The organism is Stappia sp. P2PMeth1, assembly GCF_900185735.1.
GTDB lineage: Bacteria > Pseudomonadota > Alphaproteobacteria > Rhizobiales > Stappiaceae > Stappia.
In genome coordinates this window covers 90,162-114,161 of sequence record NZ_FYAW01000010.1, presented here as the reverse complement: position 1 = coordinate 114,161, position 24,000 = coordinate 90,162, and the positions used below count along the sequence as shown (strand labels likewise).

Annotated in this window: 24 protein-coding genes; 13 read left to right on the top strand and 11 right to left on the bottom strand. The window is 67.2% G+C overall.

The window, feature by feature from the left end:
* Positions 1-48 precede the first annotated feature (48 nt).
* The 10 genes from ribB to P2PM1_RS05665 all read left to right on the top strand — a co-directional run bounded on the left by ribB (position 49) and on the right by P2PM1_RS05665 (position 10,525).
* Positions 49-1,368 carry a 3,4-dihydroxy-2-butanone-4-phosphate synthase gene (ribB, locus tag P2PM1_RS05705; RefSeq protein ID WP_186386894.1) on the top strand — a complete coding sequence of 440 codons (1,320 nt, stop codon included), beginning with the start codon at positions 49-51 and terminating at the stop codon, positions 1,366-1,368.
* Between the two features lie 456 nt (positions 1,369-1,824).
* Entirely contained in the window at positions 1,825-3,744 is a 1,920-nt protein-coding gene (gene dxs / locus P2PM1_RS05700) for a 1-deoxy-D-xylulose-5-phosphate synthase (RefSeq protein WP_186398459.1), read from the top strand.
* A 242-nt stretch (positions 3,745-3,986) separates the two neighbouring features.
* Entirely contained in the window at positions 3,987-5,372 is a 1,386-nt protein-coding gene (locus tag P2PM1_RS05695; RefSeq protein WP_186398458.1) for an MFS transporter, read from the top strand.
* Between the two features lie 91 nt (positions 5,373-5,463).
* Positions 5,464-5,856 carry a hypothetical protein gene (locus tag P2PM1_RS05690; protein ID WP_186398457.1) on the top strand — a complete coding sequence of 131 codons (393 nt, stop codon included), beginning with the start codon at positions 5,464-5,466 and terminating at the stop codon, positions 5,854-5,856.
* A gap of 119 nt (positions 5,857-5,975) precedes the next feature.
* Positions 5,976-6,494 carry a copper chaperone PCu(A)C gene (locus tag P2PM1_RS05685; protein ID WP_186386890.1) on the top strand — a complete coding sequence of 173 codons (519 nt, stop codon included), beginning with the start codon at positions 5,976-5,978 and terminating at the stop codon, positions 6,492-6,494.
* A gap of 6 nt (positions 6,495-6,500) precedes the next feature.
* A complete protein-coding gene (locus P2PM1_RS05680) occupies positions 6,501-7,118 on the top strand; it encodes an SCO family protein (RefSeq protein ID WP_186398456.1) in 618 nt (205 codons plus the stop codon).
* Positions 7,119-7,143: 25 nt separating this feature from the next.
* Positions 7,144-7,278: a hypothetical protein gene (locus tag P2PM1_RS25685; protein ID WP_256376453.1), complete on the top strand. Its 135-nt coding sequence runs from the start codon at positions 7,144-7,146 to the stop codon at positions 7,276-7,278.
* Positions 7,279-7,281: 3 nt separating this feature from the next.
* A complete protein-coding gene (locus tag P2PM1_RS05675; RefSeq protein WP_186398455.1) occupies positions 7,282-8,025 on the top strand; it encodes a TlyA family RNA methyltransferase in 744 nt (247 codons plus the stop codon).
* Between the two features lie 68 nt (positions 8,026-8,093).
* Positions 8,094-9,353 carry a class I SAM-dependent RNA methyltransferase gene (locus P2PM1_RS05670; RefSeq protein WP_186398454.1) on the top strand — a complete coding sequence of 420 codons (1,260 nt, stop codon included), beginning with the start codon at positions 8,094-8,096 and terminating at the stop codon, positions 9,351-9,353.
* Positions 9,354-9,394: 41 nt separating this feature from the next.
* Positions 9,395-10,525: a class I SAM-dependent methyltransferase gene (locus P2PM1_RS05665; RefSeq protein ID WP_186398453.1), complete on the top strand. Its 1,131-nt coding sequence runs from the start codon at positions 9,395-9,397 to the stop codon at positions 10,523-10,525.
* A gap of 9 nt (positions 10,526-10,534) precedes the next feature.
* Here P2PM1_RS05665 and P2PM1_RS25375 read toward each other — a convergent pair whose 3' ends face one another.
* The 3 genes from P2PM1_RS25375 to P2PM1_RS05650 all read right to left on the bottom strand — a co-directional run bounded on the left by P2PM1_RS25375 (position 10,535) and on the right by P2PM1_RS05650 (position 13,266).
* Complete coding sequence (locus tag P2PM1_RS25375; protein WP_244292997.1) at positions 10,535-10,789, bottom strand: exodeoxyribonuclease VII small subunit; 255 nt, start codon at positions 10,787-10,789, stop codon at positions 10,535-10,537.
* Between the two features lie 107 nt (positions 10,790-10,896).
* A complete protein-coding gene (locus P2PM1_RS05655) occupies positions 10,897-11,826 on the bottom strand; it encodes a histone deacetylase family protein (RefSeq protein WP_186386884.1) in 930 nt (309 codons plus the stop codon).
* Between the two features lie 447 nt (positions 11,827-12,273).
* Positions 12,274-13,266 carry an L-threonylcarbamoyladenylate synthase gene (locus tag P2PM1_RS05650; RefSeq protein WP_186398452.1) on the bottom strand — a complete coding sequence of 331 codons (993 nt, stop codon included), beginning with the start codon at positions 13,264-13,266 and terminating at the stop codon, positions 12,274-12,276.
* 166 nt (positions 13,267-13,432) lie between these two features.
* Here P2PM1_RS05650 and P2PM1_RS05645 point away from each other — a divergent pair, with 166 nt between their 5' ends.
* The 3 genes from P2PM1_RS05645 to P2PM1_RS05635 are packed head-to-tail and all read left to right on the top strand — an operon-like array spanning position 13,433 to position 16,861.
* Complete coding sequence (locus tag P2PM1_RS05645) at positions 13,433-15,202, top strand: acyl-CoA dehydrogenase (protein WP_186398451.1); 1,770 nt, start codon at positions 13,433-13,435, stop codon at positions 15,200-15,202.
* A gap of 21 nt (positions 15,203-15,223) precedes the next feature.
* Positions 15,224-15,970, top strand: a complete 747-nt coding sequence (locus tag P2PM1_RS05640) for a crotonase/enoyl-CoA hydratase family protein (protein WP_186398450.1) — start codon at positions 15,224-15,226, stop codon at positions 15,968-15,970.
* Between the two features lie 27 nt (positions 15,971-15,997).
* On the top strand, positions 15,998-16,861 hold the full coding sequence (locus P2PM1_RS05635; RefSeq protein ID WP_186398449.1) for an NAD(P)-dependent oxidoreductase: 864 nt from the start codon (positions 15,998-16,000) through the stop codon (positions 16,859-16,861).
* 157 nt (positions 16,862-17,018) lie between these two features.
* Here P2PM1_RS05635 and P2PM1_RS05630 read toward each other — a convergent pair whose 3' ends face one another.
* The 8 genes from P2PM1_RS05630 to P2PM1_RS05595 form a co-directional block, all read right to left on the bottom strand.
* Complete coding sequence (locus P2PM1_RS05630; protein ID WP_186398448.1) at positions 17,019-18,008, bottom strand: DnaJ C-terminal domain-containing protein; 990 nt, start codon at positions 18,006-18,008, stop codon at positions 17,019-17,021.
* Positions 18,009-18,156: 148 nt separating this feature from the next.
* Entirely contained in the window at positions 18,157-18,663 is a 507-nt protein-coding gene (locus P2PM1_RS05625; RefSeq protein ID WP_208984478.1) for an RT0821/Lpp0805 family surface protein, read from the bottom strand.
* A 175-nt stretch (positions 18,664-18,838) separates the two neighbouring features.
* Entirely contained in the window at positions 18,839-19,840 is a 1,002-nt protein-coding gene (locus P2PM1_RS05620) for a bifunctional 2-polyprenyl-6-hydroxyphenol methylase/3-demethylubiquinol 3-O-methyltransferase UbiG (protein WP_244301421.1), read from the bottom strand.
* Between the two features lie 61 nt (positions 19,841-19,901).
* Positions 19,902-20,876 (bottom strand): magnesium transporter CorA family protein, encoded by a 975-nt coding sequence (locus P2PM1_RS05615; RefSeq protein WP_186386878.1) that lies wholly within the window; start codon positions 20,874-20,876, stop codon positions 19,902-19,904.
* Positions 20,877-21,009: 133 nt separating this feature from the next.
* A complete protein-coding gene (locus P2PM1_RS05610; RefSeq protein WP_186386877.1) occupies positions 21,010-21,210 on the bottom strand; it encodes a hypothetical protein in 201 nt (66 codons plus the stop codon).
* Between the two features lie 191 nt (positions 21,211-21,401).
* Complete coding sequence (locus tag P2PM1_RS05605; RefSeq protein ID WP_186398447.1) at positions 21,402-22,373, bottom strand: DUF1499 domain-containing protein; 972 nt, start codon at positions 22,371-22,373, stop codon at positions 21,402-21,404.
* A 158-nt stretch (positions 22,374-22,531) separates the two neighbouring features.
* Positions 22,532-23,248 (bottom strand): HAD family hydrolase, encoded by a 717-nt coding sequence (locus P2PM1_RS05600; RefSeq protein WP_186386875.1) that lies wholly within the window; start codon positions 23,246-23,248, stop codon positions 22,532-22,534.
* 2 nt (positions 23,249-23,250) lie between these two features.
* Positions 23,251-23,958, bottom strand: a complete 708-nt coding sequence (locus tag P2PM1_RS05595) for an HAD family hydrolase (RefSeq protein WP_186398446.1) — start codon at positions 23,956-23,958, stop codon at positions 23,251-23,253.
* Positions 23,959-24,000: the final 42 nt, after the last annotated feature.

Genomic DNA, 24,000 nt, shown 5'->3' with positions numbered 1-24,000 from the left:
TCGATATTTTTCATTGTAACTGAAATTGTCCGAGACTAGCATCCGGGCATGCGTCTGGATGCTTGGCTTACCCTCAACAAGGAAACCCGGTCGGCCTTTGCCCGCCGCGCCGGCCTGTCGCCGGCGGCTGTGACCGCCCTGTGCAACGATCCGGGCGTCTGGGTCTCGCGCGAAAGCGCGGAACGGATCGCCGCCGCCACCGGTGGCGCCGTGACCCCGAACGACCTGCTTGGCTTGAAAGGATCTTCAAACGTGGACATGTCCCAGACACGCGTTGCGGAGGCGCTGCGCGCCTTCGAACGCGGCGAAATGCTTGTGGTTACCGACGACGACGACCGGGAGAACGAGGGCGACCTGATCGTTGCCGCCTCGCTGATCACGCCGGAGCAGATGGCCTTCATGGTCCGCCATACGTCCGGCATCGTCTGCGCGCCGATGACGCGCGAAAACGCCCGCCGCCTGCGCCTCGACCCGATGGTTGCCGACAACGACGCGCCGCTGTCGACGGCCTTCACCATCTCGGTCGACTATCGCCATGGCCTGACCACCGGCATTTCCGCCGAGGAGCGCTGCTCGACCGTCCGCGGGCTCGCCAATCCCAATGCCGGGGCCGCCGATTTTGCCCGCCCGGGCCACATCTTTCCGCTGGTCGCCCGCGAGGGCGGCGTGTTGATGCGCTCCGGCCATACCGAGGCGGCGGTCGATCTCTGCCGTCTTGCCGGTCTGCCGGAGGTGGGGGTGATCTCCGAACTCGTCAACGACGACGGAACGGTCAAGCGCGGGCCGGAAGTCGCCGAGTTCGCCGCTCGCCACAATCTCAAGATGGTGTCCGTCGCCGATCTCATCGCCTGGCGTCAGCGGATGGAGCGGCTGGTCGAGCGGGTCGCCGAACAGCCGATCGAAACCATCGCCGGCCCGGCCTATGCGGTGACCTATTCGACGCCCTACGACCCGATGCATCACGTGGCGGTGGTCTTCGGCGACATCCTCGACGGCCGCAATGTGCCGGTGCGCCTGCAACTGGAATCGGTGCTCGACGATGTGTTCGGCGATGCGCGGGTCATGGACGACGTGATGCGGGATTTCGCAGCGCGTGGCCGCGGCATCGTCGTCTACCTGCGCGAAGGCTCCGTCGGCGTTGCCCGCCAGGCGCGCCGCGCGCGCACCGACCTTGCCGCTGCCGAGGCCGAAGAGCATCAGTCGGCCCAGGCGCGCGAGGAGCACTGGCGGGAAATCGGCCTCGGCGCCCAGATCCTCAAGGATCTCGGCGTCAACTCGATCACCCTGCTGGCTTCCCGACAGCGCCGCTATGTGGGGCTTGAGGGTTTCGGCATCGTCATCGAGACGACGGAGATCCGCGAGGTGTGATTGCGGCGCCCCCGGCCTGCGGCGGAACCGCGCAGGCCGGGCACGGAGAGGGCGCGCAAACGGGCACCTGCACAAAAAGGAGGCCGTGCCAAAGGCACGGCCTCAAGTCGATCACTGTGCACGTGGCCCCATCGACCACAACCTGTATTTAGTAGCTTTTCATGCCTCTTGCATCACCTAAATGGGTGGGTAAAACCAGAATTTTCCCGCTATATCAGAAGTTTCGACAGGTATTGATTTACCCAGGGTTGCATTCCCCCGGCTCGAATAGTGATATTCTCCCCGCACGGTTGCCGCATTTTCGGCGCGATTGCGGGGGGATGCGAGCAGTGGATTTGCGCCCTATGTCTACATGGTGGTATTGAGCGACCTTGGCCGTCATAGCCTGGCCGCCACAGGGTGACGGGAGCATGTGCCGCTTCCGCCGTCTCGCGTCGAACTCCTGGGATCGCTTCCGTGTACAATCGCCCCGAAACGCCGCTGCTCGACACTGTCCGTTCGCCGAGCGACCTGCGCCAACTTTCCGAGCGCGACCTGCGCCAGCTTGCGGACGAACTGCGCGCAGAGGTGATCGACGCGGTTTCGGTAACAGGCGGTCATCTGGGGGCGGGACTTGGCGTTGTCGAACTGACGACGGCGATTCACTACGTCTTCAACACGCCGGACGACCGGTTGATCTGGGACGTCGGCCATCAGTGCTATCCTCACAAGATCCTGACCGGACGGCGCGAGCGGATCCGCACCCTGCGCCAGGGCGGCGGACTGTCCGGCTTCACCAAGCGCTCCGAAAGCGAATATGATCCTTTCGGCGCGGCGCATTCCTCGACCTCGATTTCCGCCGGCCTCGGCATGGCGGTGGCCCGCGATCTCGACGGGCGCTCCAACAACATCATCGCGGTGATCGGCGACGGCGCCATGTCGGCGGGCATGGCCTATGAGGCCATGAACAACGCGGGTGCCCAGCATTCGCGGCTGATCGTCATTCTCAACGACAACGACATGTCGATCGCCCCGCCCGTCGGCGCGATGAGCGCCTATCTTGCCCGCCTGGTGTCGGGGCGCACCTATCTGACCTTGCGCGATGCCGCCAAGCAGCTCGCCAAGGCCCTGCCGCGGCACCTGCAGCAGAAGGCCGCCAGGGCCGAGGAATATGCCCGCGGCTTCTGGACCGGCGGCACCATGTTCGAGGAACTGGGCTTCTATTATGTCGGCCCGGTCGACGGTCACAATCTCGACCACCTGCTGCCCGTGCTGAAGAACGTTCGCGACACGCATCAGGGACCCGTGCTGATTCATGTCGTGACCCGCAAGGGCAAGGGCTATGCGCCCGCCGAGAATTCCGCCGACAAGTATCATGGCGTCGCCAAGTTCGACGTCATCACCGGCGAACAGTCCAAGCCCAAGGCCAACGCGCCGAGCTACACCCGCGTCTTCGCCGAGAGCCTCGTCGAGGAGGCGCGCCACGACGAGCGCATCGTGGCGGTCACGGCGGCGATGCCGGACGGTACGGGTCTCGATCTCTTCGGCGAGGTCTTCCCGGAGCGGACCTTCGATGTCGGCATCGCCGAGCAGCATGCGGTGACCTTCGCCGCCGGCATGGCGACGGAAGGCTACAAGCCGTTCTGCGCGATCTATTCGACCTTCCTGCAGCGCGGTTACGACCAGGTGGTGCACGATGTCGCCATCCAGGGCCTGCCGGTGCGCTTCCCGATCGACCGGGCCGGCCTGGTCGGTGCCGACGGCCCGACCCATGCCGGCAGTTTCGACACGGCCTATCTCGCCTGCCTGCCCGGGTTCGTCGTGATGGCGGCCGCCGACGAGGCGGAGCTTCGCCACATGGTGGCGACGGCCGCAGCCTATGACCAGGGGCCGATCTCCTTCCGCTATCCGCGCGGCGAGGGCGTCGGCATCGACCTGCCGCAGCGCGGACAGGTCCTGGAAATCGGCAAGGGCCGGATCGTGCGGGAAGGGAGCAAGGTCGCGCTGCTGTCCTTCGGCACAAGGCTGCGCGAGTGCCTGCTGGCGGCGGATGAGCTCGACGCGGCCGGCCTGTCGACGACCGTTGCCGATGCCCGTTTCGCCAAGCCGCTCGACGAGGACATGGTGCTGCGGCTGGCCCGCGAGCACGAGGTCCTGGTGCTGATCGAGGAAGGTTCCGTCGGCGGCTTCGGCTCGCATGTGCTGCAACTCCTGGCCGAGCGCGGCGCGCTGGATGCCGGTCTCAAGGTCCGGCCGATGTGTCTGCCCGACCGCTTCATCGAACACGACAAGCCGGAGCGCATGTATGCCGAGGCCGGCCTCGATGTTCGCGGCATCCTGCACACGGTGTTCTCGGCGCTCGGGCGCGGGAGCGAGACGGCCGCGCTGCTGGCGTGACGCCGCCGCCTGGGTGGCGCCCGCATGACCCATGCCCTGCCCGGGCAGCGCCATGCGCCTTGCGTGCATTGACACCGGCACGCGAATATTGAAACGGTCCCGGCGACGTCACGTGTGCGCCCGCGCGCGCCGCAGTCATCGCGTCGGGATGTGTCGGGCAGCGCCGGGCCGCACTGCCTCAACCTTCCGCGCAACCACCCCGGCCGGGACACCGGCCCGCATCTGTGAGGAAAGGGCGCGACATGGCGCAGGCGCTGGCCCCGGTATCGGCCCTTCTGATCGCGATCGCACTGCTCGTCACCGGTCACGGACTGCAGAGCACGCTGATCCCGCTGGCCGGCTCCCAGGCCGGTTTCTCCGATCTCGAGATCGGCCTGGTGTCGTCGAGCTATTTCATCGGCCTGGTTCTCGGCTGTCTTGGCGCGCCTTACGTGATCATGCGCGCCGGGCACATCCGTGCGTTCGCCGCCCTGGTGTCGCTGATGTCCGCCGCCGCCATCCTGCATCCGATCATGGTCGAGCCCTTGGCCTGGAGCGCCATCCGCGTCATCTCCGGCTTCTGCCTCGCCGGTTTCTACATGATCGTCGAAAGCTGGCTCAACGAGCAGGCTTCGAACGAGAACCGCGGCACGATCATGTCGATCTATATCGTGCTGGTCTACGCGGCGATGACCGCCGGGCAACTGTCGCTGACGGTGATGGATATCGCCACATTCATCCCCTTCGCGATTGCGTCGGTGGCGGTCAGTCTCGCGGTGATTCCCGTTTCGCTGACCACGGCCAACCAGCCCGCGCCGATCACCGTCGTACGGTTCCGGCCGGTGAAGCTCTATCGCAACTCTCCGACTGCGCTGGTCGCGGTTCTGATGATCGGCATCACCCAGGGTGCACTGTGGATGCTGACGCCGCTCTATGCCATCCAGATCGGCTTGACCACCAGCCAGGCGGCCTATTTCGCCGCCGCCTTCGTCGGCGCTGGCGCTCTCTCGCAATGGCCGATCGGCCGCCTGTCCGACAGGCTGGACCGCCGCCTCGTGCTGCTGGGCCTGGCCGCCTCCGCCGTCGTCGTCAGCATCGTGTTCATGACCGTGCCGATCAACGGTTTCGCCATGGCCATCGCGCTGGTGCTGCTTGCCGGCATCGCCACGCAGCCGGCCTATGCGATCGCGGCCTCGCATGCCTTCGATCACGCGGACCGCAGCGACTATGTCGAGACGTCGTCGGGCATGAACCTCGCGTTCGGCATCGGCTCGTCCTTCGGCCCGCTCACGGCCGCCTATCTGATGCAGTCCGTCGGCTCCTGGGGCCTGTTCCTTCAGGTGGCGGTGATCCAGGCGCTGATGGGGCTCTATATCCTGTCGCGCCTGTTCCAGCGCGCGGCGCCCTCGATCGAGGAAAAGACCGACTTCGACTACGCGGCTTCGGCGCAGGTGGGCACGGTCCTGAGCCCCGAGCCGCTGGACCTGGAGGATCCCTCGGTCATCCCGCCGGAGGAGTTCCCGGCCTATGACCATGTCTCCGACGATCTGACGGGAGCGGCTTCCGCAGCCATAGGCGAGGAATATCTGACGCCCACGGCGTCGGCGCAGATGCCGGATACGCCGGATGCCGAGACGCGGGCGGATTGACCATGACCGTGGCGTTCGGGCCTGCGGCATCTCATCTCTCGACCGGGCGAGTTGGTTGGGGCATTGTCGCACAATGACCCAGCGAGCGACCATGTTCGGTCTTCTGCGCCGCGAAGCCTTGCCGCTTGCGTTGGCGTGCGCGCTGGCTCTGCTGCTGCAACTGGCTGCCGTGCCGATGACGCTGGCACAGGTCGGGGAGGACCAGGCGCAGGCCCTGTCCTCCCTTTGTCTTGGCAGTACCGCCGCAGAGGAGGAACCTGGTTCCGGCCCCTTGCACCATATCCCGGGTCTGTGCCCCTGCGGGCCGGTGTGCCCGCATTCCGCCTCGGTGTTCACGGCCCTCGCGGCAGTATCTGTTGCGACCGCCGAGCCCCCGTATCGGACGAGCCTGCTGGTCCCGCTGGGCTCTCGCCGCGAGGCGCCTCTCGTCGGTCTGACCATCCGTGCCGGAGCCATTCGGGCACCGCCTCCCGCCAGGATCTGACCCGGCAGCGCGCGAACACTTCACACCCCGCCTGCCGTCCTGCGCCATGTCCCGTCTTTGCGCCTTGTCGATGTCGCCACGGGACTGAGCTGTTAGATATCGATTTTCGGGAGACGAAAATGACCTACTTTTCCAAGCTTGCCCTTGCCGCCCTTCTCGCCACCGCGACCCTGCCGGCAGCCACTCTGTCGGCACTTGCGCAGGACGTGACCGTCGGCGCCCTCACCCTGTCGGGCGCCTGGACCCGCGCCACGCCACCCCAGGCGCGTGCCGGTGGCGGTTTTCTCACGATCACCAATTCCGGCGAGGCCGATCGTCTCGTCGCAGCCGTGTCGCCGGTCTCCAGCCGCACCGAGATCCATGAGATGGCGGTGGTGGACGGCGTCATGAAAATGCGCGAGATGGCGGACGGCGTCGAGGTTCCGGCCGGTGGAACGCTGGAACTGAAGCCGGGCAGCTATCATGTGATGTTCATGGATATCGTCGAGCCGCTGAAGGAAGGCGAAACCGTTACCGCGACGCTGACCTTTGAAAAGGCCGGCGAGGTCGAGGTCACGTTCACGGTGGAGAAGATGGGCGCCAAGGCCATGCCGGGGCATGGGATGCCCGGCCACGGCAAGCAGGGCGTGAAGGAGTAAGCCAGCATGTCCGCACTGAAGATCCTGCGCTATGTCGCCTGGGCAGCGGTGATCGCGCTGCTCGGCGCCATGGGCTATGTCGGCTATCAGCAATATGTCGCGCCGGAAGGCGAGGGGCTGATCTCGCCGGTCGCCAGCATCGGCGGCCCCTTCACGATGACCGATGCGTCGACCGGGACGATCGTCACCGACGCCGACTTCCGCGGCAAGCCGGCGGCCTATTTCTTCGGTTTCACCTTCTGCCCGGATGTTTGCCCGACCACGCTGGCCGAAACCCAGATGTGGATCGAGCAACTCGGACCGGATGCGGACAAGATGAATTTCGCCTTCGTCTCCGTCGATCCGGAGCGCGATACGCCGGAGGTCATGCGGGACTATGTCGCCGCCTTCGACAAGCGCATCCGGCCGCTCACCGGCACGCCCGAGCAGGCGGAGCAGATGATCAGGGCCTATCGCGTCTATGCCCGCCGGGTGCCGCTCGACGATGGCGATTATACGATGGACCACTCGGCTGCGGTGTTCCTGATGGACAAGGACAACCGCTTCGTCGGGACCATCGCCTATGACGAGGCCCCGGAAAACGCCATGGCCAAACTGCGTCGTCTCATCGATAATGCGTCCTGAGGCGACCTGAACCGGACCTGTCGACATGCGCTCTGATCTGCTCGTTCCTGCCGGACTGTTCTTCGCGGCGGCTTTCGCTGCGACGGGCGTCCTGTGGTGGGTCTACGGCGAGCGCATCTATGTCGACCGGTTGCTCACCGGCATCGCCAATTGCTTCTGAGCCATGGCGGAGCGTGAGCGGCTGGACCAGCTTCTGGTGGCGCGCGGGCTTGTCGAAAGCCGTGCCCGCGCGCGCGATGCCATTCTGCGCGGCCATGTCCGGGTCGATGGCGTGGCCGTCGACAAGCCGGGGCAGAAGGTGGCGATTGCGGCCAGGCTCGACGTCGAGGACCCGGCGGGCGGCTATGTCTCGCGCGCGGCCCTGAAGCTCAAGGCCGGGCTCGAGCGCTTTTCTTTCGATGTTGCCGGGCGCATTGCCCTTGATCTCGGCGCGTCCACCGGCGGCTTCACCCAGGTGCTGCTGGAGGCCGGCGCGCTCAAGGTCCATGCGATCGATGTCGGCCACGGGCAGATGCACCCGTCGGTCGCGGGAGACCCGCGCGTGCTGCGCCGCGACGGGGTCAACGCCCGCGCCCTGACGCTCGACGATCTCGGCGGTGAGCACCCCGGCGTTGTCGTCTCCGACATGAGCTTCATTTCCCTGCGCCTTGCGCTGCCTCCCGCGCTTGGGCTTGCCGCGCCGGGGGCTTGCGGCCTGTTCCTGGTGAAGCCGCAATTCGAAGCCGGCCGCGAGGCGGTCGGCAAGGGCGGGCTGGTCGCCGCCGAAATCGGAGAGGGTGTGGTGAGGGATCTCGCCGGCTGGCTCGCCGGTCAGCCGGGCTGGTCCGTGCTCGGCCTCGAACCCTCGCCGATCACCGGCGGAGACGGCAACCGCGAGTGGCTGCTGGCGGCGGTCAAGGACGGCTGATCGCCGGTCTTGCCGGTTTCTGCCGCATGCGGCTTGCCTGTGTCCCGGCGGCGGAGTAACCGGTGCGCATGAGCCAGGATGTCACACTCGAAATCGCCGCCCTTGCCCACAAGGGCGAAGGCAGGGCGGAGACTGCCGAAGGTCCCGTCCACGTTCCCTTCGCGCTGCCGGGGGAGACCGTCCGCGTCCGCCGCGAAGGCACGCGGGCGCGTCTGCTGGAGGTGCTGACGCCCTCGCCCCTGCGGGTGGAGCCCGTCTGCCCGCATTTCGGCACCTGCGGCGGCTGCGTGCTGCAGCATATGGATCAGGCGGCGATCCTCGACTGGAAGCGCCAGCAACTCGTCGCCGCGCTTGCCGCACGCGGGCTCGCCGAGGTGGAGCCCCTGGTCGAGCCGACGGCGGACGCTGGCGGGCGTGGTCGCCGCCGGGCGGTCTTCGCCGCGACGCGGGCCGGAGCCCGCATTCTGCTTGGCTTTCACGAGCGCGCGAGCCACCGCCTCGTCGATGTCGTCCGCTGTCCGGTGCTGGTGCCGGAGATCGTCGCCCTGCTGCCCGCGCTGAAGGAACTCGCCGCGCGGGTGATGCCGCGCAAGGGCGAGGTGACGCTCAACGTCCTTGCCACGCCCACCGGCGTCGATCTTGCGCTCGTGTCCTCGGCAAGGGTCGAGCCGCGCGGGGGCGCCGCGCTGATCGAGGAGGCGATGGCCGCCGGCATTGCCCGCCTCTCGCTCAACGGCGAGGTGCTGGTCGAGGCCCGCGCCCCGACCCTCGACATGGGGGGCATACCGCTGGTGCCGCCGCCCGGCGCGTTTGTCCAGGCGACGGAAGCAGGGGAGGAGGCGCTGGCCGCCCGCGTCCTGGCCGGTGTCGGCAAGGCACGCAAGGTCGCCGATCTCTTCTGCGGGTCGGGCACCTTTGCCCTGCGCCTTGCCCGGCAGGCAACGGTACGGGCGGTCGAAGGCGAGGCTGCCGCCCTTGCCGCGCTGGACCGGGCGATGAGAACCGGGGCGGGGGCGCTCAGGGAGATCAGGGCCGAGCGGCGTGATCTTTCCCGAAACCCGCTGACCGCGGTGGAACTCGACGAGTATGGACGCGGGATGGAGGCGGTCGTCTTCGATCCGCCGCGCGCCGGCGCCGAGGCGCAGGCACGGGAGCTTGCCCGCTCGAAGGTGCCGACGGTGGTGGCGGTCTCGTGCAATCCGGCGACGCTTGCCCGCGACCTGCGCATCCTGGTCGATGGAGGCTACCGGATCTCGTCGATCCTGCCGGTGGATCAGTTCCGCTATTCGCCCCATATTGAGAGTGTTGCGGTTCTGTCGCGCGGCTGAGAGCTGCCGCGGCGGTCCGGGTCGGAAGACGGGAGAACGCCATGGCGGAAACGAGCCTTGCCGGACGTGCCTTCACCTGGGGCCGCAGGGCGCGCTATGCCGCCCGGCAGGGGAGCCGTGTCGCCTGGTTCGCCGTGCATGGCGAGATCGCCCAGGCGATCTCCCGCCGGATCGCGCGCGCTGCGCGCGCCGGTGGCGAGGCGGCCTCCCAGCCGGAGGATCGCGAAGACGGGCGCCGAGAGCCGCGCCGGTCGGTATCGACACCCGATCTCCGGCGCCTGTTTTCCCAGATCGCCGCGCTGTTCGCCCGTGATCTCGCCAATGTCGAGGCGGGGCACTACCCGATGCCGGAGGGCGAGTTCGGCGGCCCGCGCGGCTTTCTCGATCTCAGCCGACGCTTTCTCGCCGACGTGCCGAAGGTGGCCCGGCGGCGCGTGACCGGTGGACATCAGGAGGTCTTCGAGGCAACGCGCGAGGCATCCTCCGGCCTGCCGCGCTACTACCGGCAGAATTTCCATTTCCAGACCGAGGGGTGGCTGTCGCGCGACAGCGCCCGCATCTACGACTTCCAGGTCGAGGTCCTGTTCAAGGGGGCGACGGCGGCCATGCGGCGGCAGGGCCTGGTGTACCTGTCGCGCCTCGTGCGCGAGACCGACCAGCGACGGCTCGCCTATGCCGATATCGCCTGCGGCACGGGCGGCCTGCTGGCCCCGGCCCTTGCCGCCTTCCCGCGGCTTCGCGGCATCGGCGTCGACCTCTCGCTACCCTATCTGCAACATGCGCGCGAGGCTCTGCCGCCTGCCCGGCAGCGCCGCGTCGGCTTCGTCAATGCCAATGCCGAGCGCTTGCCTTTCGCGGATGCCAGTCTCGACGCGATCTCCTGCGTCTACCTCTTCCACGAACTGCCACCGAAGATCCGCCGGGTGGTCGCCCGCGAGCTCGGCCGTGTGCTGAAGCCGGGGGGGCGTCTGATCTTCATCGACAGCCTGCAGCACGGCGATCTGCCGGAAAACGACGGACTGCTGGAGCTGTTCCCGGACCTCTTCCACGAGCCCTATTATCGCGGCTATCTGAAAGAGGATCTCGACGCGCTGTTCGGCGCCGGCGGCCTGCGCCGCGCGGACTTGTCGACGGCGTTCCTGTCGCGCGTCGCGCTGTACCTCAAGGAGTAGGTGAACGCGTCAGTCGACGTCGAGCGGGGCCGTTCCGGTTGCGCTGCCGTCCTCGGCAAGCTGGATCCGTTCGACCTTGGCTTCGGCCGCCTTCAGCAGCTTGTCGCAGTGTCGGCGCAGCAGATCGCCGCGCGAGTAGAGCTTGATGCTCTCCTCCAGCGGAACGTCGCCGCGTTCGAGCCGGCCGACGATCTCCTCGAGTTCCTTGAGGGCGACCTCGAAGGCGAGCGCCTCGATCGCCGGGTCGGTGTCGTCTCGGGTCACACGCCTGCTCCTGCTTGCTGCCTCGATGGAGTGCCAACCTACAAGCCGCCCCGCTACCGGGCAAGGCAAGCCGTCCGGCCTTCCGCCTTGCCTGTGGACGGGCGGGATCAGGACTTCATCAGGGTCATGATATGGGCAGCGGCCGAGCGCGCGAGGCCTTCCAGGTCGTATCCCCCCTCGAGCAGCGACACGACACGACCGCCGCATTTGCGGTCGGCAATGTCCATCAGCCGCATCGTGATCCAGGCGAAGTCCGCCTCGACCAGATTGAGGCCGCCGAGCGGATCGCGGGCATGGGCATCGAAGCCGGCGGAGATGATCACCAGGTCGGGTTGGAAGGTCTCGATGCGCGGCAGGATCGCCACCTCCATCGCCTCGCGGAACTCCTCGCCGCCGTCGCCGGCCGAAAGCGGCGCGTTGACGATCGTGTCGGCCTCGCCCCGTTCGCTCGCCGCGCCGGAGCCCGGATAGAGCGGCATCTGATGCGTCGAGCAGTACATCACCGTCGGGTCGGCCCAGAAGATGTCCTGGGTACCGTTGCCGTGATGGACGTCGAAATCGATGATCGCGACGCGATCGGCGCCATGTTCCCGCTGGGCGTGGCGGGCGGCCACCGCGGCATTGTTGAAGAGGCAGAAGCCCATGGCCCTGGCCGCTTCCGCATGGTGTCCCGGCGGCCGCGAGGCGCAGAAGGCATTGCCGACCTTGCCGGTCATCACTTCGTCGACCGCCTGGCAGGCGCCGCCGACCCCGCGCATCGCCGCCTCCCAGCTTCCCGGCGACATGGTCGTGTCGGCGTCGACACGCACCAGACCGTCCTGCGGCGCCATCCTGTGAAGCATGTCGATATAGGAGGAGGGGTGGACCCGGGCGATATCCTGGATCCGCCCCATCGGCGCCGTCTCCCGTTGCAGCGTCTGGAACCGCTCATGCTCCAGGATCCGGTCGATGGCGCGGATCCGGTCGGGGCGTTCGGGATGACCGACAGGGGTCAGATGATCGAGATAGGCGGAGTGGTGCAGGTAGAGGGTTGCCAAGAGCGTTTCCTTAGCTTGGGCCGTTTTCGGGCGCTTGGTGCCTCATCTGACCGGCCATGGCAGACCCTGTCAATGAGCCAAAGGCAAGGGGGATCGCGGAAGGCAATCGCAAATTTGAGGCTCTGGGCAAAAGAAAACCGGGGCGGCTTGAAACGCCGGCCCCGGAAAAAGGTGCGGGCAGTCTAGGGCCCGTAGGGGAGGTCCGCTGCATCACCTGTGAAGGTAATGATAATACTAATTGATTCGCACCCCTTTCAGAAGGAGGAATTTGCGAGAGAAGGCGTTTTCGAGCATGAAATGATCGAATTTGGTAAAATCAGGATTTATTTTTCACTGTAAAAAATCCCGATGCCCAAGTTGTGCGGGGCAACATCTTGGTGTGCCCCTGCGTCAGATCGAGCGGGTGGATGCGTCTTGCGGTGCCCGGACGCGACCGCCTTTCGCGGCTCAGTCCCGTGGAGCGGCGGCGCGGCGCAGGCGATCGTTGATCGCCTCGCCCAGCCCGGTCTCCGGGACCGGCATGACGGCGATGCGCTCTGCCCCGCTGGCGTCGAGGCGCCGCATGGCGGTGAACAGGTGGGCGGCCGCCTGCCGAAGATCGCCATCCTCACTCAGTTGGACCACGGCCGCGGCGCGCTCGGAGCCGGGAGGCAGCGGCGTGCCGAAGGCGAGAAGCGCTTCTCCTGGCTCGACCCGCTCGGCATTCAGCCGCATCCCGGCGCGCGGGGCATAGTGGGAGGTCAGCATGCCAGGTGCCTCCGGCGCGGTTTCGCAGGAGAGGGAGGGGGCGGCAAGAGCCTCCCCCAGCGCCGCCTCGATCTCCGCGCGTGACACGCCGCCGGGCCGCAGCAGCGTCGGCCGCTCCCCGGCTAGACCGACGATGGTCGATTCCACGCCCACCGGGGTCGGCCCGGCATCGATCAGCAGGGCAAGGTGCTCGCCAAGGTCGCCCGCCACCGCATCCGCCGTGGTGCCGCTGATGCGGCCGGAGCGATTGGCACTGGGAGCGGCAATCGGCCGCCCACTCGCCGACGAAAGTTCACGCATGATCGCCGCGGCCGGTACCCTCAGCGCAATCGTTTCAAGCCCCGCCGTCGCCAGATCGCACACCGGGCTGTCCGGTCGCTTGGCGACCACCATCGTCAGCGGTCCGGGCCAGAAGGCACCGGCCAGCCGTCTTGCACGCTCGTCGAGGATGCCGTGCCGGTGGGCCTGCTCGGTGGAGGCGACATGAGCGATCAGCGGGTTGAAGCTCGGCCGTCCCTTGGCCGCGTAGATCGCCGCGCAGGCAAGCGGGTTCGTGGCGTCGGCAGCGAGCCCGTAGACGGTTTCCGTCGGCACCGCCACCAGGCGTCCGGCGAGAATGTCCGCCACTGCCGCCTCGAACTCCGGCGTGTCGCGCCAGCCCGTCTCCTGCGGGTCGATCCGCCAGCGCCGCATGGCTTGCCCTCGTGTCCTGTCCGCTGGCGGATGGTTGCGTGGTTCCGTCACGTCACATGTTGACGTTTACGTCAGCCGCAGCCATCCTCGCGCCCGAAATGATGCCGGGCGGTTCTGCGGCCTCTGTCGCCGTTCGTCAAGCACCGGCCTGTCAAGGGAGTGAGACATGTACCGTGCCCCCGTATCGGAGATCGCCTTCACGCTGAAGCAGGTGGCGGGACTGGGTGAGGTCCTTGCCCATTCGCGGCACGGCGAGGTCACCGATGACCTGGTGGACGCAATCCTGCAGGAGGCCGGTCGTTTCGCCGCCGAGGAGATTGCCCCGCTCAACAGCGTTGGGGACCGGCAGGGCGCGCGTCTGGAGAACGGGACCGTGACCATGCCTGACGGGTGGTGCGCGGTTTACCGGGCCTGGATCGAGGGCGGCTGGAACGCACTGACCGGCGCGCCGGAGTTCGGCGGGCAGGATCTGCCGGCGATGCTGCACGCTGCGGCGCTGGAGATGTGGAACTCCGCCTCCATGGCCTTCGCCCTTGGCCCGACCCTGACCACGGGGGCGGTCGAGGCGCTTGAAAAGCACGCAAGCAAGGACCTGCAGGAGACGTATCTCGCCAAGCTCGTCTCCGGCGAGTGGATGGGCACGATGAACCTGACCGAGCCGCAGGCCGGGTCCGATCTCAACGCCCTGCGCGCCCGGGCCGAACGCGCCGGCGACGGCACCTACCGCATCTTCGGGCAGAAGATCTTCATCACCTATGGCGAGCACGATTTCACCGACAACATCGTCCATCTGGTGCTGGCCCGCCTGCCGGACGCACCGGCCGGCACGCGCGGCATCTCGCTGTTCCTGGTGCCGAAGTTCCTGGTCAACCCGGACGGATCGCTGGGCGCGCGCAACGATGTTCGCTGTGCCGGCATCGAGCACAAGCTCGGCATCCACGCCTCGCCCACCTGCACCATGATCTATGGCGACGAGGGCGGTGCCATCGGCTGGCTGATCGGCGAGGAAAATCGCGGCCTTGCCTGCATGTTCACGATGATGAACAACGCCCGCCTTGCGGTCGGCATCCAGGGGCTGGGCATCGCCGAGCGGGCCACCCAGCAGGCGCTGGCCTATGCGCTGGAGCGGAGGCAGGGCCGGGTGCCGGGTCAGAGCGGTGAGGGCATGAGCCCGATTGCCGCCCACCCCGACATCCGCCGCACGCTGCTCGACATGCAGGCCTGGACGCAGGTCGCCCGCGCGATCTGCTACGCCAATGCCCATGCCATCGACATGGCGCGACTGGCAGGGGACGACGCGGCGCGCACCCACTGGAGCGAGCGCGCGGCAACCCTGACCCCGCTTGCCAAGTCCTTCGCCACCGATATCGGCGTCGAGGTCGCCTCGCTCGGCGTGCAGGTGCATGGCGGCATGGGCTTCATCGAGGAGACCGGAGCAGCGCAGCACTATCGCGATGCGCGTATCGCGCCGATCTACGAGGGCACCAACGGCATCCAGGCCATCGACCTGGTCACCCGCAAGCTGCCCCTGTCGGGCGGGGCGCAGTTTCGCGGCCTGGTCGAGGAACTCTCTGCCATCGCAGCGAAGGCAAGCGGGGCCGGCCCGGACTTTGCCGATATCGCGGCGCGGCTTGAGAGCGCCCTGGCCAATCTCTCCGGCGCCACGGATTGGATGCTGACCGCGCTTGCGGGCGGTCGGCAACAGGAAGCGCTCGCCGGCGCCACGCCGTTCCTGCGGCTGTTCGGCCTTGCCTATGGCGGCGCCATGCTGCTGAAGGGCGCGCTCGCGAGCAGCGGCGATGCCGCGCCGGAGGCTGCGCGCCGGCTGCTGCTGGCCCGCTATTTCGCCTCCGCGCGTCTCGCCGAGACGGCCGCGCTGAAGGAGCAGGTGGTCTCCGTCGCCTCGGCGGTGCTGGATTACGATCCGCTGGCCTGAGGCGGTATTGGGGAGGACGCGATGATCGAGATCGAGCGGGACGGGGCCGTCCAGCGCATCCGGATGAACCGGCCGGACAAGAAGAACGCCCTCACCGGCGAGATGTACTCGGCTCTTGCCGAGGCGCTGGAACAGCGGGACGCGGACATCCGGGCGCATCTCCTGTGCGGCGTGCCGGGATCCTTCACCGCCGGCAACGACATCGCCGACTTCCTTGCCATGGCCGGCACTGTGGGCATCCAGGACGCGCCGGTGGTGCGGTTCCTGCGCGCGCTTGCGACCTGCGAGATCCCGATTGTCGCTGCCGTCAACGGTCTCGCGATCGGCGTCGGCACGACGATGCTGTTCCACTGCGACATGGTCTTCGCCAGCGAGCGGGCGCTGTTCCGCACGCCGTTCCTGGATCTTGGCCTCGTGCCCGAGGCCGGCGCCAGCCTGCTCGCCCCGCGCGTCATGGGCCATGCCCGGGCCTTCGAACTGTTGTGCCTGGGCGAGCCTTTCGATGCGGCGCGGGCACTGTCCGCCGGCTTCATCAATCACGTTGTGGCGGAGGAGGAGGTCGAGGCGCGCGCGCTTGCCGCTGCCAGGGCGATCGCCGCCAAGCCGGCCGAGGCGATGCGCCTGTCCCGCGCCCTGCTATGGGGCGAGCGCGCGGACCTGCGGGCCCGCATGGAGGAGGAAATCCGCCTGTTTGCGGAGCGCCTGGCCTCGAAGGAGGCGCGCGCCGCCTTCACCGCATTCATGGATAGGTCGCGCGGGAGCGACTGAGGTCGCGACCGCTGTTGGGAGGAACGCATGTCGCTCAAGAACCGAACGCTTTTCATCACCGGTGCGTCACGGGGCATCGGCAAGGCGATCGCCCTGCGCGCCGCGCGCGACGGCGCCAATGTGATCGTTGCCGCTAAGACCGCCGCGCCGCATGCGAAGCTGGAGGGCACCATCTACAGCGCGGCGGAGGAGATCGAGGCAGCCGGCGGCCGGGCGCTGCCGCTTGTCGTCGATGTGCGCGACGAGGCGGCGGTGGCCGATGCGCTGGCGCAGGGGGCGCAGACCTTCGGCGGCATAGACATCCTCGTCAACAATGCCAGCGCCATCCAGTTGACGCCCTTGTCGCAGACCGACATGAAGCGCTTCGATCTGATGCATCAGATCAACACACGCGGCACCCTGGTCTGTGCGAAACACGCGCTGCCCTGGCTGGAGAACAGCGACAATCCGCATATCCTGATGCTGTCGCCGCCCCTCGACATGCAGGAGAAGTGGTTTGCGCCGTTCACTCCCTACGCCATCGCCAAATATGGAATGAGCCTTGCAGTGCTCGGCCTGGCCGGAGAACTGCGAGACAAGGGAATTGCGGTCAACGCGCTGTGGCCGCGCACCACCATTGCCACCGCGGCGGTGCGCAACCTGATCGGCGGCGACGAGATGATGCGCTCGAGCCGCACGCCCGAGATCCTGGCAGATGCCGCCTGGGAAATTTTCACCAGTCCCGCCAGGGATTTCACCGGCAACTTCCTCATCGACGACAGCTTCCTGGCATCGCGCGGCATCACCGATTTCGACAGGTATCGGGTCGATCCGTCCTGCGCCCTGATGCCCGATTTCTTCGTGCCGGAGGACAGCCTTCCGCCGGCCTCCCTCGCGCCGCTGCGGGACTGAGGAAGAGGACGCGATGGGCTACCAGCCCATCGCTTTCCAGAGGAGCCCACCGAGAACGGCGCTGGCGCAAAGCCCGAAAAGGACCCATCGCAGGACGGGATTGTCGTCCTTGCGCGGTGGGCGTCGTTTCCTGCCGTGCTCCTCGGCCATGCCGGTGTCAGTCGAATTCAGGCCCGCGGGCGCGGTAGGCCCGCAGTTCCTTCCAGGCCCGCATCAGGGTCGTCAGTTCCTCGTCGCCCTCCTCGGGCAGCACGATGCGCAGGGTCACCAGCAGGTCGCCCCGGCCCCCGGTACGGTTCGGCAGGCCCTTGCCCTTGAGCCGCATGGTCTTGCCGGCCTGGGCGTTGGGCGCGACGGTCAGGTTTACCGCGCCGTCAAGGGTCGGCACGCGCACCTTTGCACCCAGCACCGCCTCATAGAGGGTGATCGGCAGGTCGAGCCGCAGGTCGTCACCGGAGGGGGTGAAGATCGGATGCCGGGCAAGGCGCACCTCGATGATGGCATCGCCGGCCGGACCGCCGTTTTCCCCCGGCTCGCCCTGGCCGCGCAGGCGGATCTTCTCGCCGTCCACCGTGCCGTCGGGCAGCTTCACGTCCAGCGTCTTGCCGGAGGGCAGGGCGACGCGCACCTTGCGATCATGGACGAGCTGCTCCAGCGTCACCCGTGCGGTGACGTTGGCATCGCTGCCGCGCCGGGTCGGTCGCGGACGGGGGCCAGCCTGCCCGCCCGGTCCGGCGCCTGCAAAGCCGCCGTCACCGGCAAACCCCGCGCCGCCACGGACGCGTCCACCGAGGCCGCCGAGAATGTCATTCAGGATGTCGTCGAAACCGCCGCCCCGGCCAAAGCCCGAGGACTGGCCGCGCGCTTGGCGAAACAGGTCGGACTCGTCGAAGCCGCCGCCGAATCCATGCGCCTGGAAGCGCGGCTTGCCCTCGGCGTCGATCTCGCCCCGATCGAACTGGCCACGCTTCTCCTTGTCGCCCAGAATCTCATAGGCTTGGTTCGCCTCGGCAAAGTGTTCCTTCGCCTTCGGATCGTCGGCGTTCTGGTCCGGGTGATACTTTTTCGCAAGCTTCCGGAAAGCCCGCTTGATGTCGGCCTCGCTCGCCGATTTTGCGACGCCGAGAACGGAATAGGGATCACGCATGGTTCAGACCGCGATGGTGTGTGGTGCAACGGGTATACACCCGCGCCTTGCTCGGGAACCATATGGTTGTTGATAGGAATAAAATCCAGTGGCGAGCCTCGCCCACCGTGGCCGCCTTTGCAGGTGGATATCAGCCCCGGCCGCGACGTCAGCCTGCTGTCTCCGGCTTCGGGTTCTTCACGGCCAGTTCGATGATCGCCCAGTCCTGCATGACATCGCGGCAGGCGGTGCCGAGATAGGCGCGCACGCCGCCGATGGTGTTGGCGGTCGTCTCGAAGCGGGTGCAGCCGGTGCCGCCGGGCTGGGTGTCGTCCTTGATCGCGACGATGGTGCCCGAATTGCCGCTGATCGGATTGTTCCAGGAGAAGGGCGGATCTGCCTTGCCGCTTTCATGAGCGGTGGCAATGGCGCGGGCGATGATCGCACGGTCCTGCGAACTGATGTCGACATCCGCAGCATTCTGCTGCGAATCGATGGATCCGGTCAGATCCAGCGGCACTTCCGGATCGGCGCTGCCGATCGGCATGGAAATGCTGCCGCAACCGGCAGCCACGAGCGGCAGAACCAGGGCGAATGCCAGCGCGCCCGCCCGATAGCGGTTGGCGGCTGCTCCATCCTTTTCGGCGGATGTCGCGGTGACCCGTATGGATGTCATGGCGTTACCGTCCCGAAGCTCGATGCGCGGTCTCGCGTGGCGAGGTTGTTGCGCCTTTGCAACAGGATGAAAGAAAGCGATTAACAAATGGTAAGCCGGATCCTCCAGCGATCCCGTTTCCACTTTTAGGGCAGGGGCTTGGCGATGAGGTGCGGAGCACAGCCGGAGCGAATCGTCATGTCGCCTTGCCGAGCACGGCGCAGAATTCGCTGACCAGATAGGGGGTTGGGTAGACCCGGTAGGGAACGAGGCCGATCAGACCCAGCCCGTTCAGGGTGGTGATGATCTGTGTGAAACTTTCGGGCGTGAAGCGCCAGGCATGCACGTCGATATAGGCGCCCTTGCTCTGTTCCCATTCCTGGATGGCGTTGCGCGTGCGCGCCACCGTGTGCTCCAGCGTGCCATGATCGCCCTTCCAGTGGCGAGCGGCATCGTTGTGGGTGGTCAGCGCCCGCATCTCGATGACGCTGCGCAGGGTGTGCACTTTCGGGTTCTGGCGATGCGCCTCGATCACCTGACCGAGGGTGGAGGGCGGGATGAAATGATCGAAGCAGAAGCGGCAATCCGGGATGATCATCGCGTAGACGCCGCCCGCGTCGAGGATCCGCTCGACATGGGCAAGATGCGCGACCAGGTTGGGCTGATGCTCGATCACATGCGAGGAGACGACCATGTCGAACTGCTCGTCCACCACCGCAAGGTCGCCGGACGGCGACACAAAATCGATATTGGGAATCCCGTCGGGGTTCTCGCCGATGGCCTTCGCCCGCTCGACGAGTTGCGCTCTCGGCAGGACGTCGAAATGCTTGGTATGGGCGCCCCGCATCAGTGGCCGGTGGAAGGCACCGAGTTCCAGCGAGCGTTCGTTGCCCTGCAAGGCATCGACGAAATAGCCGCGCGCGGCGAGCGGCGAGGCGACCCGCCCCTCCATCCGGCCGCTGTCGCGGTAATGGGCGGCGAGCGCCTCGTCCTCGAGTTCCACAAGGTCCGGATAGAGCGCGCGGTAGTAGTCGGGATCGAACTCGGCAAGGAACCGGTCCCGTAGCGGCAGGGGAGCGATCCGCTGCAGCACGGCCTCTTGCGACCACGTCCCGGTGCGCTGCGGCCGACGCGCCGCCGGCGGCCGGCGGCGGCCGCGGCGCAGGGCCCCGGCGAGTTTTGCGGCGAGGCTCGTCATCGGGTGGGTTCTGGTCCTGACTGCGGCATGGTCAGGCAAACTAGGGCAGACGCGGGCAGGCTCAAAGCAGCTTCTTCCATCTGAAATAAAGGAAAGTGATGGCGACCGACATGAACATGATGCCGATCGAGAACAGATAGCCATACGCCCAATTGAGTTCCGGCATGAACTCGAAGTTCATGCCGTAGATCGAGGCGATCAGTGTCGGCGGCAGGAACACGACAGCGAGAACCGAGAAGATCTTGATGATCTGGTTCTGCTCGAGGTTCACGAGACCGACCGTCGCGTCGAGCAGGAAGTTGAGCCGGGCATCGAGGCCGGTCGCATGTTCGCGGATCGAGCGGATATCGCGGCCCAGCGTCTTGGCGGCGGACTTCTGCTGTCCGTTCAGGCCCAGGGTCTTGGCATGCAGCGAGAGAAACAGGAACAGCCGCTCCAGACTGGCGCAGGCATCGTGCATGCGGGCGATCTTCAGGCCGATCTGGCCGATCTTCTGGATGGTGGCCTTGTACTGCGCGCTCTTGCGGCTGTCGATTCCGCGGCCGAACACATCACTGGCAACAGTATCGAACGCGCTGGAGCATTCTTCCACCACATCGGCGGCCCGGTCGGCAATGGCGTCCAGCAGGACGAAGAGAATATCGCTCGCGGTGCGGATCGGAACGCCGTCATGCTGGATCCGCCGGACGGCGGCGGCGACGGAGGTCGGCTCGCCGTGGCGGAGCGAGACCAGCCGCTCCTTCGTCACCACCAGGGTCATCGCCGCCGATTTCAGATCGGGCTCGCGGACGACCAAGGGCATCACCGCCGTCATCACCAGCGTGTTCTGCACCTCGTACAGCCGCTCGGATGTTTCGATCGCGGCCATCTCCTCGCGGGTGGGAATTTCAGTTCCGATCCAGAGCTCCGCCATCGCCCGCTCCTCGGGTGTGGGAGACGCAAGGTCGACCCACAGGGCCAGATCGGGAATTCGGGTCTCGGCCGAGCAGCGAATCTCGACGATGGCGCCGGCATCGAGCGTATAGGCGGTGATCATGCAAAAAAGGCTCCCGATGAAATCGCGTGCGATTCGGGAACCCTATAGCGTTTTCTTGACGGATTTTCCGCAACGCGGTGCAGGAGGCGCCGTGCCGGCGCCGTTTCCTGCTCCGTGCCTGCGGCGCTCGGCGTCACTTGGCCTTGGGCTGCGACGCCTTGACCATCCCGGTCTTGCAGATGTTAGCCGCGGTCACGGCACCGATGCCGACCGGCTTGTACAGAGAGGCAAGGCTCGGTCGCGGAGCGGGAGCGGCGGCTTGGGGGGACTTGGAAGTCATGTCTGGGTCCGGGTCGTTGGTTGCGCCGGGGAACATCCTGTCGGCGATGCGCACAAATCGTCTCCGATTTGGTCAAAACTAAGGATGACGCAAGGAAACATGGTGGCGCCAGTCACTCTTCTTAACACCTTGTAACCTTTTGCGATTCCGAGAAAGGGGACGAACCTTCCGCAGAGCGGTGCCGGCCCCTTGCCGGATCGGGAAACGCGAAGCGGAATCAAGAGGGTGACGAAGCCGGAAAGGCGTCACCTCGCCGGCGTTCCGCCCGGGACGTCCTCTTCATAGATTTCCGAAAGATCGTCGGGCAGTGGCTCCAGCGGCAGAGGTGCCGGGGTCGTCGCCGAACTCTGTGCGCCGGAAGCCTCGGGATCGGGCTTGGCGCCGGGCAGAGGCGTCTGCCCGTCTTCGCGCTCCGGCGCGTCAGCATCGAGCAAGGGCAGGTCGGCCGGCAGGTCCTCGTCCTCTTCGACCGGGTCGAGGATGCCATAGGCTGCGACCAGGACGGCGTCGAGGTCCTCGAAGAAGCCGCGAACCCGGTTGGCATTGGCACCGAAATCATGCCGGCCGAAGCGCGAGGCGGAGCGGATGTCGAGCCTTGCGCCGACCGGATCCGGCAGGATGCGCACGGCGATGTCGTCGCGAAAGGCGAAGACAAGCGTTGTCGCTACGGCCTGGAAGCGTGTCGGCTCGTCGGGCATGCCGGGCGGCAACTCGGCGGTGATCGTCCAGCGGTTGCGCGCCGCGACCTGCAGGGCCGCCCTGTGCAGCTCCGGCGGGGCGATGCGGAAACGTCGCGACACCAGGTCGGGATAGCTCTCCGCTTGTCTCGAAGCCCCGGTGAAGGGGAGGCCGCTGGCAATCTGCGGCGGGTTTTCCGTGTCGGTGCTGACATCGGCGAGTTGCGGATAGATCGCGAAGGCGTAGAGCGCGAAGAGGGCAGGCGTCAGCGCCACGACACCGTAGAAAAAGCCGCGCACCGCCTGCGCCCAGCCGGTGCCGCCGCGCCGCCACAGGACGAGCCCCGCGATCAGCGCTGTTCCGCAGGCGGCGGCGGCCAGCAGCAGGCCGAGGGTCAGAAGAACCAGGAATTGCGGCGTCGTGACGATATCCGCCCGGTGGATCAGCGCCGAGATCACCAGAACAGGCAGGGCCAGCCGCCCGAACTGGAGGCTTGCCGCCGCGAGGCGCGACCGGGAGAGGGGCAGGATCTTGCGCATGCGGCGGGCGGAAACTTCCCTGTGACTGAGACCGCGTTTCGTTCCAACCGCTTACCACGACCGTCGGCGAATGCGAACCTCCTTGCGCCGCCGGGCGTGCCGTGGGCTTGGCAGCGGCGGCCGCAAGGGCCGTCGCACCGACCTGTGGCAGGGGCCGGTCAGGTTCGGGCGAGGAGCGTCTCGATCCAGTCGATCGCCTCGCTCAGCGAGGCGGCGACATGGTCGGCATGCGGCGCCAGCACATCCGCGCCGACGACGCCGGTGGTCACGGCGAGCGTGCGCGTTCCCGCGGCCTGGCCGGCATGCATGTCGTGCAGGCTGTCTCCCACCATCACCACCTCCTGCGGCGCAAGGCCGAGCGCCGCACAGAAGCCGGAGACCATGCCCGGCGAGGGCTTTGCCCCGTGGCCGCTGTCGAAGCCGATCACCGCGGCAAAGCGCTGCGTCAGGCCGAGCGCGTCGAGTTGTGCCAGCGCCGAGGCTTCCGCGTCGTTGGTGGCGATGCCGAGCATCAGCCCATGCCCGGCCAGCCGGTCGAGCGCGGGGACAAGGTCGTCGAACGGTGCGAGATGCGGCAGGCTCATCGCCCCGATGCGGGCGTTGATATCCTCTGCCAGCGCCTGCGGATCGGCAAGGCCGAGGATCTCGGCGAAGGCATCGACGATGTCGTCGTTGGAGCCGGCGACCAGCACCGAGTCCGGGGCGAAACGCACGCTGGCAAGGTCGAAGCCGGCGGCCGCGGCCAGCCGCTCCGCTGTCAGCCTGTCGCCGGCCGCAAGCTCGCTCATCAAGGTGTGGAAGGTCGGCGCCCAGGTGTTCTGGAAGTCGATCAGCGTGCCGTCCTTGTCGAACAGCACAGCGCGCACGGTGCCCATGGTCAGGCCGCCCTGCCGAGCGCCACGGGCAGCAGGTCCGACATGCGTTCGATCACGAGATCCGCCTCGTCCACCAGCCGCTCGCGCGGGATTGCACCGGTGGTCACGGCGATGCGCATCATGCCGGCCGCCTTCGCCGCATGCATGTCGTGCAGACTGTCGCCGACCATGGCGATCTCCCCCGGCTCAAGGCCCGTGTGGCGGGCGAAGGCGAGCAATTGGCCGGGCTCGGGCTTCGACCCGTGACCACTGTCGTAGCCGGCGAGGAAGCCGAAGGCGCCCGCGAGGCCGAGCGCCTGCATCTGCTTGCGCGCCGAGGCTTCGGTGCCGTTGGTGGCGATGCCGAGCGGCAGGCCGCTTGCCTTCAGCGTGGTCAGCGTCTCCACCACGCTGTCGAATGGGGTGACCGTGCGGTCGCAATGCTCCAGCAGGATCGTCTCGATGCGCTCCAGCATCGCCTGGGGGTCGGGTTCGCCGATCACCTCGGCCCAGCCGGTGGAATAGTCCTTCGGCGATTGCACCTTGAGGATCGACGGACCGGTGAAGCGGGCCTGCGCCACGTCGAACATGGCGAGTGCCTCCAGCGTTTCCAGCAGGGCCCCGTCGCCGCGCGCCAGATCCTTCAGCACCAGCGCGATGGCGGGCCCCCATGTGCTGTCGAAGTCGGTCAACGTGCCGTCGCGGTCGAACAATACGGCCTTGATGCGCATGCGGAGGTCTCGTCCGGTGGGAGATGTCGGGCGGGCGCCGGC